Source organism: Adhaeribacter soli (genome assembly GCF_008727925.1).
In the GTDB taxonomy this organism is placed as follows: domain Bacteria; phylum Bacteroidota; class Bacteroidia; order Cytophagales; family Hymenobacteraceae; genus Adhaeribacter_A; species Adhaeribacter_A soli.
On sequence record NZ_VTWT01000001.1, the window covers coordinates 631,760 to 644,442 of the forward strand.

A 12,683-nucleotide genomic window follows, 5' to 3' on the forward strand; every position below is an offset into this window, starting at 1 on the left:
TAAATCTTTCTTCTGCACTTAAACTTAAATTGTAATGGTCTGGCCTATTTCCATAAAGATCAGGTCTTTATGTGCGTTTTTGGCCGACTTTGCTACCGTTTCCTTTTCAATCCTGATTGGCGGGAAGGTATCGTAATGCATGGCAACAATGTGTTTGGCTTTTACCCATTCACCGGCAATCAGGGCGTCTTCCGGGCCCATGGTGTAATGGTCGCCAATCGGGAGGAGGGCATAATCTACTTCGTACTGCTCACCGATAATTTTCATGTCGTAGGTCAGGGCGGTGTCGCCGGCAAAATAAATGGTTTTACCTTCGGCCTGCACCACGTAACCGGCCGGGTTACCGCCGTACGAACCATCTGGCAGGGAACTGGAATGAACGGCCGTTACCATCTTTACGGTGCCGAAAGGCAAACGCAAGGTGCCGCCGATGTTCATCTGGATGGAATCCGTAAGGTCTTTTTTGGCATACCAATCGGTAATTTCGGGCTGGGCTACAATTTTGGCGTTATTCTGCCTGGCCAGCGTAGCCGTATCGGCCAAATGGTCGCCGTGCGCGTGCGAAAGCAGGATGTATTCAGCTTTAATGCTTTTCAGATCGATGTGCTTCGCCAAAGGGTTCGGCGAAATGAACGGGTCGAAAAGAATACCGGTTTCGCCGGTTTTTAAAAGAAAGCACGAATGGCCGTAATAGGTTAGCTCCATAAAATTTTTAGCTTCAATCCACCGTTATAACGGGAATATGCTTTAAACTTGCACAAAGATAAAAGAATTGAAAGTAAAGTTTTCAACAAAAGTTTTCAACAAACTGGGTATAAATGGCGTGTTACCAGCGGCTATCTGTGCCTTGTTTTTTAGCTGTAATTCCGAAAAACAACAGCAAACCGAAAAGCGCGTTTTTCGCTACAACCAGCCCGAAGCCCTGAGTTCGCTCGATCCGGCCTTTGCCCGTAACCAGGCCAATATCCGGGCCATGACCCAACTCTATAACGGCCTTATTGCCCTGGACGATGAACTGAAGCCGGCCCCGGACATTGCCCGCCGCTGGGAAGTATCGCCCGATGGTCTTCGTTACACCTTTTACCTCCGTCCCGATGTAAGGTTCCACGACAGCCCGGTATTTCCGAACGGCAAAGGCCGGAAAGTTATTGCCCGGGATTTCGTGTACAGTTTTTACCGCATTCTGGATCCGGCCACCGCGAGTACAGGCGCTTGGATCTTCAGCGGCAAGGTACTGGAAAAGGCTAAAGGAATGGTTTCAGATACGGCCTTTAAAGCGGTAAACGACAGTACGTTAATAATTAACCTGAACGAGCCTTTTATTGCTTTTACGGAGCTATTGAGCATGCCTTATGCCTTTGTAGTGCCCCAAGAAGCCGTTCAGAAATACGGGAAAGATTTCCGGGAACACCCGGTAGGAACGGGGCCGTTTAAGTTTCACCTCTGGGACGAAGGAAATGCGCTGGTATTCCACCGGAACCCAAATTACTGGAAAAAAGATGCCGTTGGCAAACAGTTGCCTTACCTCGATGCCGTGCAGATCTCTTTTATTACCGACAAGAAAATGGAGTTCATTAATTTTCAGCAGGGCAAGCTCGATTTTCTTTCCGGCATTAAAGAAGGAACCCGCGATATTATTCTGCAGCCAGACGGGTCTTTACAGCCCGATTTTGCCGGAAAATTCCGGGTGCAGAAAGTGCCCTACCTCAATACCGAATACATCGGCTTCCAGCTCGACCAGACAAACCTGAGGACGCCGGCAGTGTCGGATAAGCGGGTGCGGCAGGCCCTGAACTATGCCATCAATAAAAAGGAGATGATCCGGTACTACCGCAATGGCCTGGGCAAGCCCGGAACTTCAGGCATAGTGCCGGCCTCGCTACCTTCCTTTAACGACAGCATTGTAAAAGGCTATACCTACGACCCGAAAAAGTCGCGGGAGCTTTTGGCGGCAGCCGGCTACAATCATCAGAACCCTTTCTCCATTAAATTAAGTACCGTTTCGGAACATAAAGAAATTGCCGAGTACCTACAGAAGAAATGGAGTGAGGTAGGGGTGAACTGTGCCATTGAAATAAACCAGGCTTCGGCGCACCAGGAAATGTCGGATAACGGCCGTTCGGCTTTCTTTATGAAATCCTGGCTCGGCGATTACCCGGATGCGGAAAATTACCTGGCTTTGTTTTACAGCAAGAATTTCTCCCCGGCCGGGCCGAATAAAACCCATTTTAAAAATGCCCGCTACGACCAGCTATACGAACAGGCCAAACTGGAGCAGAACCTCGAAAAACGCTGGAAACTCTACCAGGAAATGGACAAGATCGTGGTGGAAGAATGCCCGGTTATCGTGCTGTTCTACGACGAAGTGCTGATGCTTTCGCAAAACAATGTGGAAGGCTTAATGGCTAATCCGATGAATACCCTGAAGTTGGAAACGGTAAGGAAGAAGTAAAAAAGCCTGTAAAGCAGAAAAGCCACTCTACCAGGAGTGGCTTTTTTTTTTGTATGTATTTTTAATAGCGCAAGCGTCCGCTTGTGCTGCAGGGACTGCAGGTCAGTAATTCAGGCAGGCACAAGCGGACGCTTGCGCCATAATCTGCCATAATCTTTACCCTCGATTGAATTCTGTACTTTCGTTTAGAAATTAATCCCTTTTTGGCGGACCGAAATCTACGTTCAGGTTCGATTCTACCAAATGTGCCAGGTCTTTCAGATAGCTTTCAAATTCCGGGCTGCCGCCTTCTGTGTAGGTAACCTTTTTAGGTTTGCTGATTTTGTACATGGTCAGTTCCCTTGCCGGAAAATCAGGGATAAGCGATTCGTAGCGGTCTTTCATCTGGAAGAAACCGGTTGCTTCCCCGCGTTTTACCAGGCTTTTTACGTCATCTTTTTTCAGCCTGAAATGGGTTGTTTTCGGTTCCTGGCCGGGTTGGGTGTATTTAACCTCCACTTTGCCGTTGCTGAAGAATTGGGCTTTGTAAACCGGACAAAAACCAAAGCAGGGCTTTTTCTCGAAGATCAGTACCGTTTTATCTTTTTCGGCCGCCGAAAGCAAGCTGGAGTTTGGATCGAATTTCGGAACCAGCCAGATAAACAACAGCGGGAACAGGAGGGCAAAAAAGAGGTGCTGGAGACGGAAAAGCTTCATATAATAAATGCTTGCTTCAGGTAAAACAGGATTGCAGGAACTTGGTTTCAAAACTGCCAAAGCCCTATGTATGAAGTTACGGAAATAAAAAAGCCTTTCCAATTCCGGAAAGGCTTTTTACATTTAATTTGTTCGTGGAAGAATTATTTCTTCGATTTTTTCTGTTTCGCTTTTTCAGCTTCTTTTTCAGCGGCAATCCGCATAGCTTCCTGCATCCGCTGGGCAAAACCACCCGGCTTTTTGTCTTTTAGCTTCGTTTTGTTTTCTTCCAGGCGCTGGCGGATCTTGTCGTCGTCTACAAACTTCCGGATTACAGCCTGCTGGCCGAAGGTTACCAGGTTCGATACGAAGTAGTAGAAGCTCAGGCCGGCCGGCATGGAGTTTACAATAAACATGAAAATGAACGGCATCAGGTAGCTGTAGAACTTCATTGGTCCCTGCATGGTGCTTACCTGGTTGTTTCCCCAGGTATACAGAATGGTAGAAGCCGTCATTAGCAAGGTGAACATACTTACGTGGTTGCCATAGAAAGGAATGGTGAATGGCAATTTGGCAAATACATCGTAGGTAGAAAGGTCATGCGCCCACAGGAAGGCTTCCTGCCGGAGCTCGATCGAGTTCGGGAAGAAGCTGAACATGGCAAACAGAATCGGTATCTGCAGCAGCATCGGAATACAGCCGCTCATCGGGTTTACGCCTACGCTGGAGTACAGCTTCATGGTTTCGGACTGCTGTTTCTGCATGTCGTCGCCGTATTTTTCCTTGATCTCGTCTATTTCCGGCTTCATTACTTTCATCTTCGCCATAGACAGGTAAGACTTGTAAGTAAGCGGCGTCAGGATCAGTTTTATCAGCAGTACCAGAATTACGATAATAATGCCGTAGCTCGCAATGTGGTTCTCAAGCAAATGAAACACCGGGATCACCACAAAACGGTTAATGTAGCCAAACACACCCCAGCCCAATTCAAGGTTTTTCTCGAATTTGTCGGAAACGTGTTTTAAAACCGAGTAATCGTTCGGGCCGAAATAATACGTGAATTGGGCACCGCCCAGAACATCCTTTTGAGGAATGGCCAAAGCCGAAACAAAGGTTTTCACTTCCGAAGAATCGGCTTCATTCAGCGAGCTGGTAAACTGGCCACTTTCGAACTGGTTTTTAGCAATGATACCTGCCGTGAAGAAGTTCTGCTTGTTGCCCATCCATTTAACCGGCTCCGGCGATTTCTCTTCTTCGGTGCTGTTGGTTTTAATGATCGTAACGTCCTCATCCATCGTCATGAAGTTCAGGGAAGAGTGGTTACGGTTCTGGGCCAGGTCCATTTCCAGTTTTTTCAGCCGGTCTTTCCAAGTAAAGGTCAGGGGTTGGTTTGCGGCCAGTAATTGTTCTACGCCTTTAAAATTCAGGTCATAACCTAGCAGGAAGGTGCCTTCGGTCAGGCTGTAGGTTTGTTCCACATACTGGCCTTCACCTAACGTAGCGCGGAAAGAAATTGCCTGCGTTTTCCCGGTTTTCCCGTTGGTAGTAGAAACCGGAGTTGGCGTAAAGTACAGGTCCGAAAGCTTAATTTCTTTGCCCTCGCGGGTTTTGAAGGCAATATCGGTCGCGCTGCTTTCCTTATCGAACAGGTAAAGCGGTTTTTTATCAAAGGTCAGGTAATTTTTCAGCAACACTTCGTTTACCTGGCCGCCTTTGGTGGTAAGCCCAACTTTCAGGTTTTCGTTCTCTAATACTACCGTTTGTTCGGTGCCGGTAGCAGCAGCGCCAAAGGTTCCCATTGCAGCCTGACGGCTAGCCATGGCTGCCGAATCGAGCGGGGCTGCCGCCGGTTGCGTGGCAGTAGTGGTAGCCGTGGTCTGGGCCGGCTTTTTCTCTTGCTGCACCTCGTCTTTGGGCGCAAAAAAGAACATGTAAACTAATAAGAGCGCGGATATAAGGAATAATCCGACGGCTTGGTTACGATCCATATATTAAATTAAAGTACTAGGCTATTCTTTTTGGTTTTGGTGTATTGAATGGCTGCTTTTATAAATTTCACAAAAAGCGGATGCGGGTTTTGCACGGTGCTTTTCAGCTCCGGGTGGTATTGCGCCGCCACAAACCAGGGATGGTTTTGCAGCTCGATCACTTCCACCAGGCCGGTTTCCGGGTTTATGCCCGAGGCGATCATGCCGTTCTCTTCAAAAGCCTGCAGGTATTTGTTGTTGAACTCGTAGCGGTGGCGGTGGCGTTCGGTTATCTTGTTTTTGCCGTAGGCCGAAAATGCTTTGGAGCCTTTCTTCAGTTCACAGGTATAAGAGCCCAGCCGCATGGTACCGCCCATTTGGGTGATCTCCTTCTGGTCTGCCATCATATCTATAACCGGATTTTTGGCCTCAGGTTCCATTTCCGTTGAAGTGGCATCTTTGATATTCAGCACGTTACGCGCGAATTCGATGGCTGCCGCCTGCATGCCGAGGCAAATGCCGAAGAACGGAATGTTGTTTTCGCGGGCGTAGCAAATGGTCTGGATCTTGCCTTCAAAACCGCGCTGGCCAAAGCCGGGAGCAACCAGAATGCCATCGAGGTTTTGGAGCTGGGAAGCTACCGTTTCCTTATCGATGAGTTCGGCATGGAAGGTTTTCAGTTTTACTTTGCATTCGTTTTGCGCACCGGCATGAATAAACGCCTCGATGATGGATTTATAAGCGTCCGGCAGCTCCACGTATTTCCCGATCAGGCCGATGGTAACTTCTTCGGTCGGGTTTTTCAGGCGGCCAAGGAATTCTTTCCAAGAATCCAGGTCCGGATCCTGCGCGCCGCCGGTAAGTTTCAGTTTCTTGATTACGCGTTCGTCCAGCTTTTCTTTTTTCATCAGGAGCGGCACGTCGTAAATGGTTTCCGCATCCAGGCTTTCGATTACCGAATTAACCTGCACGTTGCAGAACAAAGCGATCTTCTTGCGCATTTCGCTCGGGATCGGGTATTCGGAGCGGCAAACCAGGATGTCCGGATTTACGCCGGCTTCGGAAAGCGCTTTAACCGAGTGCTGGGTAGGCTTGGTTTTCAGTTCGCCGGCCGCTTTCAGGTAAGGGAGCAAGGTAAGGTGAATTACCAGGGAATCGTTCGGCGGCAGTTCCCAGCGGAGCTGCCGTACCGATTCAATGAATGGCAATGATTCGATATCGCCTACGCAACCGCCTATTTCGGTAATTACCACGTCAAATTCGCCGGTCTGGCCTAAAAGCAGCATCCGCCGTTTAATTTCGTCGGTAATATGAGGAACTACCTGTACGGTTTTTCCCAGGTAAGCGCCCTGGCGTTCCTGGGTAATTACGTGGTTATAAATTTTGCCGGTAGTAACGTTATTGGCCTGGGAGGTAGGAATGTTTAAGAAACGTTCGTAATGCCCCAGGTCCAGGTCGGTTTCGGCTCCGTCGTCGGTAACGAAACATTCGCCGTGTTCGTACGGGTTTAGCGTGCCCGGATCGATGTTAATATAGGGGTCGAATTTCTGAATGGTTACGGAAAAGCCTCTGGCTTGCAGAAGTTTAGCCAGGGATGCTGAAATGATGCCTTTACCTAAGGAAGATGTAACACCGCCGGTTACGAAAATGAATTTTGAAGCCACAAGTTTGCTGTTTGTCTTATGGACTGCAAAGTTAACCTTTAAATCCGAAATAACCCGAAATTACTTTTAATTGCGAGGACGCCTGTACTGGTATAATATCCTGTTTCCGGGAAAATTAATATTCCTTTCGCCGAATAAGGATCGTAGCCAGACAAAAACCGGCCTTTTGATTTAAATCTTTCCTAAAAAATACCCCCTTAGTAATTGAGAAAAAACCGTTACAGTATTTTATCAGAAAGTTAAAGAAAGTTTCAGGTGCTTTTAGAGCATAGTGAAGTTAATTTTTAGAGAGTGGGATTACAAATCCCACGGCTCTGTTAAGACGGGATTACAAATCCCGTCAAGCAAATTCTATATTTTAAATAGACTGTGTACTAGTTTATAAGTTGATGAAAACACGATAGATCAGTTTTAGGTACTTTATTGCGTCATCCCGAACAACGTTGAGGGAACTTATGGAGATTACAATGACAAAGCGAGCGTAGCAAGATTTGTCTTACCGTTTATTTTAAATAGGCGGCTTTATAAGTTCCCTCGGCTTCGCTCGGGATGACCAAATAATTTAAATCAGCCTTTCCCAAATTAGAAAACCCAGCTATTGGCATAATTATCAATTCCCAAATTACCAGATCAACACATTAACACATTATCAAATCAGCACATTAGCAAATTAGCACATTACCCCATTTTCAAATCTTCAAATCTCCAAATTTTCAAATCACCAAGGCTAATACGGTTTTTTTGGCGGGTAATACGGAAACTTAGTTAAGGCTGTAACCGTAAGGTTGCGGTAGTGGTATAATATTAGAAAAATGGTATTTATTTTCGGCAAAAAGGTAAAACCCGGAATCAGAAACTGCCGTACCGCGTGAAAAATTCACATAAACGCATCACCACACGAACACCATTACAAATCACTCTTCATGAAAGTTGTAGAACAGCGCATTATGCGCGGACCGAACTATTGGTCGGTTAAACATCCTAAGATTATCGTATTAAAAGTTGATTTAGGGAACGTTGCAGAAGTAAAAACAAATGAAATACCCGGCTTTGCCGATCGCCTCGAGGCCTGGTTTCCGGGAATGTACAAGCACCGTTCTACCGAAGATATTGACGGTGGTTTCTTTAAAAAAGTCCGTGAAGGCACCGATCTCAGCAAAGTTATTCAGCACGTTGCCCTCGAGTTGCAAACCATGGCCGGCATGGACAGCGGATATGGCCGATCCTGTCCGGCCGAAGAGCCGGGAACGTACACCGTAATTTTTTCTTACCAGGAAGAACAAGCCGGGGAATATGCCGCCAATGCTGCCATCCGCGTTACCAGGGCCCTGGTTGCCAATGAGCACTACGATGTTCAGAAAGAAGTGGCAGAATTACACGAAATTCGCGAATCCGCCCACTTTGGACCAAGCACTCAATCTATTGTAGACGAAGCCGTTAGCCGGGGTATTCCTTACCTGACCATTCCCGATACTTCCATTATTCAGCTGGGCTACGGCGTAAACCAGAAACGCATTCAGGGTACTTTAACCTGCAGTACCGGCATGTTTGCCGTAGAAATTGCCGGCGATAAGGACCTGACCAAACGCATGCTGCATGATTCGGGGGTGCCGGTACCGCATGGAGTAATTATTTACGACGAAAAAGAGCTAGATGACGCCATTGAAAAGGTAGGCTACCCGCTGGTTACCAAACCACTCGACAGCCATCAGGGAAAAGGCGCCAGCATCAACATCAACCAGTACAAAGATGCCTTAACCGGCTTTAAAGAAGCTCAGAAATACTCCAAAGCGGTTATTGTAGAGCGGTTTATTGCGGGTTACGACTACCGTTTGCTGGTAATAAACGGCAAGTTTGTAGCCGCTGCCAAACGCACGCCGGCGGCTGTAACCGGCAACGGAATCTCCACCATCCGGGAACTGATCGAAGAGGTTAACAAGGATCCTCGCCGTGGGGTAGGCCACGAGAAGGAGCTCACCATGATCCACATCGATAAGGACACGGAAATGATCCTGGAAAATAAGGGCTTGACTTTAGACAGCGTAATTCCGGCCGGGGAGGAGCTCTTCCTGAAAACCACCGCTAACCTGAGCACCGGTGGTACGGCGATGGATGTAACCGACCTGTGCGACGAATACAACATTTTAATGGCCGAACGGATTGCCGGTATTATTGGCCTGAATGTTTGCGGCATAGACGTAATGACCACCGATATTGCCATTCCGCTGAACGAAGCCGGCGGGGCCGTAATTGAAGTGAATGCAGCGCCGGGTTTCCGGATGCACATTTCGCCGACCGAAGGGCTGGCGCGCAATGTGGCCGAGCCCGTGATCGATATGCTTTTCCCGGCAACCTGCAAGCCAAGTATTCCGATCGTTGCCATTACGGGTACCAACGGCAAAACCACTACTTCGCGCCTTATTGCCCACATGGTGAAATACATGGGCTACCGCGTAGGCTTTACCACCACCGACGGCATTTACATTCAGGAAAAACGGTTGGTGAAAGGCGATACCACCGGACCGGTAAGTACGGAATTTGTGCTTCGGGACCCGACCGTGAATTTTGCCGTGCTGGAATGCGCCCGCGGCGGTATGTTACGTTCGGGTTTAGGCTTCCGGACTTGTGACGTAGGCATAGTAACGAACGTAGCGGCCGACCACCTGGGCCTGGGTGGCATTAACACGGTGGAAGACATGGCCAAGGTGAAATCGGTAATTCCGCGCACGGTCCACAAAGACGGGTATGCCGTACTGAATGCTGACGACGACCACACCTATAAAATGGCCGATGGGCTCGATTGCAAGGTAGCATTTTTTAGCCTGGACGAAGAAAATCCGCGCATTCTGGAACATATTGCCAAAGGCGGCCTGGCGGCAGTTTATGAGAACGGCTACATCAGTATTTATAAAAATACCTACAAGATCCGGATAGACCGCGCGGCCGATATTCCGTTAACTTTTGGCGGCCGTGCCTTGTTTAATATTCAGAATGTGCTGGCAGCAGTATTGGCCGGTTACGTTAGCAAGTTCGATATCGACGATATTAAAATGGCACTACGTACTTTCATTCCTTCGGCTTCTAAAACTCCGGGACGAATGAACCTGTTCCAGTTCCCGAACTTTGAAGTGCTGGTAGATTATGCGCATAATGCCGCCGGTTTAAGAGCCGTTGGGGAATTCCTGAAGCGCACCGACGCCACCACTAAGATCGGGGTAATTGCCGGCATCGGCGACCGCCGCGACGAAGACACCCGCGAGCTTGGAAGGCTGGCCGCTGAATTCTTCGATGAAATCATTATCCGCCATGACCGGGACCTGCGCGGAAGAACCGGCGAGGAACTGAATACGCTGATTAAGGAAGGAATTGAAGAAGTGGATCCGAATAAAAAGGTGTTTGAGATCAGCAACGAAATGAGAGCCATTGCCTTCAGCCTGGAACATGCCAAACGCGGTTCATTTGTTTCCATCTTTACCGACGATGTTTCCGAAGCTATTAAAATGGTAGAGAATTTCAAAACGATTCAGGACCGCCGGGTGCTGGTAGATTAAAAAGAATTTATTTGTTTGATTGATTGATCGGAAAGGCCGTTCCTGGGTAGGGGCGGTTTTTTTATCTCCTTGTTTTTTTGGCTTTCAGGAATACCGTTCGGGAAAGGAAATTACGGGCTTTTGCAAAGGTTCCTGGGTGAGAATTCTATATTAAGTAGCAAGACTAAAATAACCGTATAATTTTCAAGGAACTTTAATTAGGCAATCTCCTGCATATAAACTTTTATATATTTTTAGTCCAGATACTAATATCAAGATACTAATGTCTTTTTACTTTGAATGAAAATATTTATGTCTGAAAACGAATTAAAACGATAGGGTTTACGACCGGAAAACTCAGGCTTCTTTCCGGGGCTCCTCCTGCAGGTCGGCGTTCGGTTGGATGGCAATATAGGTCTCTGCTTCTTCCCGGCTGTGTACAATAGGAATAAGCGTATCGAGGCCCAGAATTGCGAAAACGTGTTTGATCTTGGTATTGAGCCCGAAAAACAGCAACTCAATCTTTTCTTCGGCAAGCGTTTGCAGGTGGGAGAGAAAAACGCCCAGCCCTGCCGAAGAAATGTAATTGATCTGAGTCCCGTCTATCCAGATCTGGCTGGGTTTTTCGCTGATCAACAAACTCAGGGTCTGATCTACCTTCACGGCATTGCTGGCATCCAGTTCGCCGTAAAGTTTTACAATGCTAATATTTTCCAGCTTCTCGGTCTCGATCTTCATTGTTGCCTGGTTTAATGGTGGCGTCTGTTTTCATTTCGGCGTTGTGCGTGCCCGGTTAATTTCAGAGCGGAAAACCATTGTTTCCGGCTCCGGTAAAAGGGCTGCTAGCAGCGGATTGTATCTTAATTAAACTCCAAAATGCATAATTGTTAGAATACCTTTTTGTAAAATATTGTGAAACCGGAATTATTTCTAGGCTAAGTGGGGCTTTCGGCAAGGCGACAACGCTAAGCCAGCAGGCAGAAAAGCCCGATAATTAAGATGCGGTAACCGGTGAAACACAGGGGCTCGCTTCCCGTTTTACCGTTTTGGCTAGTTTCTTCCGGCTAAGTGCGCATTCTCCAGAAACAAATCTTAACATTATAGGTTTGCTGCACTGTTAATCGCAGGCGGTTTGCTTTTTTCGAAACGGGTTCCCCGGAAATTGCAATAAAGTGCGCTGCTTTTTTTTAATTTAAATCCCATAAAAAGAAGTTACCGGATAAAAGAACGGCGGATTGAAATAATAGAAAGGCCTTCGCTTTTGCTTTTTGATCTGGAAATTTATTATAGTGCCTGAAATCAAAATCAATTTGGGATTATAAAGTAACGCAAATGGAAGAAAGTCCGGAACCTTGCCTGAGTATCCGATTTTAAACAAGTTATTATGAAAAAAGACCTGCAAATATGCTGCGATTAATACGGAGCTAATTTGTGACATTAATACGGTAATTTGTACAAATCTAAAGTCCTAATTTCGCACTCCTATAAACTTACCTGCTGCTTCAGGTGTTAACAAAAAGCGCCTAAACCGACCTTTACTTTAATCAGAAAAGAAACAAACTTAATTTGTGCATTATGAACAGATCTATGGACGTGGATGTGAAAGTGATCAATATTGCATTAGTTGATGATCATAAAATTGTACGGGATGGTATAAAAGCCTTACTGAAAGATGAAAATATAAACGTAATAGGAGAGGCCTCGAACGGAGCCGCACTGATTAAACTGCTGGAAGAAATTACGCCCGACCTGATCATAATGGATATGAATATGCCGGAGCAGGACGGTTTCCTGACCATGCAGAAGATCAGGGAAAAGAACCCGGAGCAAAAAGTAATGGTGCTTTCCATGCACGACAATGAAAAGTATGTGGCCAGAATGCTGCAACTGGGGGCTAGCGGTTATGCCCTTAAAAATATCGGGAAGGAAGAACTGGTTTGCGGCATCCGCCTGATAGAAACCGGAAATAAATTTATTTGTACCGATCTTTCCATGTCCTTTTTGGGTAAGCTGGTGCATACGCCTACAACCCAGAGTATCTCTAACAACCATCAGGAAAAAAAGGGTGCCGAATTGTCGCAACGCGAAATTGAAGTATTGCGCCTGATTGCCGAAGGTTTGACCAATGCCGAAATTGCCGACAAGCTTTTCACCAGCAAGCGGACCATTGAAAGCCACCGCCAGAATATTATTGAAAAAACCCAGGTAAAAAATACGGCCGCCTTAATCAAGTATGCCCTGACCCACGGCCTTATCGATTAACTTGCGCTTTTTCTAAAATCGGATATTCCTCCCAGCCTTTTCTAGATTAAAATTTGAAGACTTTATAAGGTGGAAGTTGGTTGGCTGATGTTTACGGTAAAGCAAGATTGAACCAGTAAAATACTACTTCTGA

Annotated in this window: 8 protein-coding genes; 3 read left to right on the forward strand and 5 right to left on the reverse strand. The window is 46.8% G+C overall.

All coding sequences use genetic code 11. The features are described from left to right. Positions 1-24 precede the first annotated feature (24 nt). The gene (locus tag F0P94_RS02550) at positions 25-705 is read right to left on the reverse strand and encodes a metal-dependent hydrolase (RefSeq protein WP_150902123.1); all 681 of its coding nucleotides are present in this window, start codon (positions 703-705) and stop codon (positions 25-27) included. Positions 706-772: 67 nt separating this feature from the next. On the opposite strand from F0P94_RS02550, the gene F0P94_RS02555 reads away from it, so the two are divergent. Beyond that, positions 773-2,452, forward strand: a complete 1,680-nt coding sequence (locus tag F0P94_RS02555) for an ABC transporter substrate-binding protein (RefSeq protein WP_225307098.1) — start codon at positions 773-775, stop codon at positions 2,450-2,452. Between the two features lie 192 nt (positions 2,453-2,644). Here F0P94_RS02555 and F0P94_RS02560 read toward each other — a convergent pair whose 3' ends face one another. The 3 genes from F0P94_RS02560 to F0P94_RS02570 all read right to left on the reverse strand — a co-directional run bounded on the left by F0P94_RS02560 (position 2,645) and on the right by F0P94_RS02570 (position 6,758). Continuing rightward, positions 2,645-3,148 (reverse strand): DUF6438 domain-containing protein, encoded by a 504-nt coding sequence (locus tag F0P94_RS02560; protein ID WP_150902124.1) that lies wholly within the window; start codon positions 3,146-3,148, stop codon positions 2,645-2,647. Positions 3,149-3,291: 143 nt separating this feature from the next. Next, positions 3,292-5,115: a membrane protein insertase YidC gene (gene yidC / locus F0P94_RS02565; RefSeq protein WP_150902125.1), complete on the reverse strand. Its 1,824-nt coding sequence runs from the start codon at positions 5,113-5,115 to the stop codon at positions 3,292-3,294. 8 nt (positions 5,116-5,123) lie between these two features. Then, positions 5,124-6,758 (reverse strand): CTP synthase, encoded by a 1,635-nt coding sequence (locus F0P94_RS02570; RefSeq protein ID WP_191906887.1) that lies wholly within the window; start codon positions 6,756-6,758, stop codon positions 5,124-5,126. Positions 6,759-7,681: 923 nt separating this feature from the next. On the opposite strand from F0P94_RS02570, the gene cphA reads away from it, so the two are divergent. Beyond that, positions 7,682-10,309 (forward strand): cyanophycin synthetase, encoded by a 2,628-nt coding sequence (gene cphA / locus F0P94_RS02575; protein WP_150902127.1) that lies wholly within the window; start codon positions 7,682-7,684, stop codon positions 10,307-10,309. A gap of 336 nt (positions 10,310-10,645) precedes the next feature. Here cphA and F0P94_RS02580 read toward each other — a convergent pair whose 3' ends face one another. After that, entirely contained in the window at positions 10,646-11,026 is a 381-nt protein-coding gene (locus tag F0P94_RS02580) for an STAS domain-containing protein (RefSeq protein WP_150902128.1), read from the reverse strand. An 837-nt stretch (positions 11,027-11,863) separates the two neighbouring features. On the opposite strand from F0P94_RS02580, the gene F0P94_RS02585 reads away from it, so the two are divergent. Then, the gene (locus tag F0P94_RS02585) at positions 11,864-12,550 is read left to right on the forward strand and encodes a response regulator (protein WP_225307099.1); all 687 of its coding nucleotides are present in this window, start codon (positions 11,864-11,866) and stop codon (positions 12,548-12,550) included. Positions 12,551-12,683 lie beyond the last annotated feature (133 nt).

Bases quoted from the DNA above. Each gene is read 5' to 3' on its own strand.
- F0P94_RS02550 (WP_150902123.1), bottom strand. From the start codon at position 705: ATGGAGCTAACCTATTACGGCCATTCGTGCTTTCTTTTAAAAACCGGC.
- F0P94_RS02560 (WP_150902124.1), bottom strand. From the start codon at position 3,148: ATGAAGCTTTTCCGTCTCCAGCACCTCTTTTTTGCCCTCCTGTTCCCG.
- yidC (WP_150902125.1), bottom strand. From the start codon at position 5,115: ATGGATCGTAACCAAGCCGTCGGATTATTCCTTATATCCGCGCTCTTA.
- cphA (WP_150902127.1), top strand. From the start codon at position 7,682: ATGAAAGTTGTAGAACAGCGCATTATGCGCGGACCGAACTATTGGTCG.
- F0P94_RS02580 (WP_150902128.1), bottom strand. From the start codon at position 11,026: ATGAAGATCGAGACCGAGAAGCTGGAAAATATTAGCATTGTAAAACTT.
- F0P94_RS02585 (WP_225307099.1), top strand. From the start codon at position 11,864: ATGAACAGATCTATGGACGTGGATGTGAAAGTGATCAATATTGCATTA.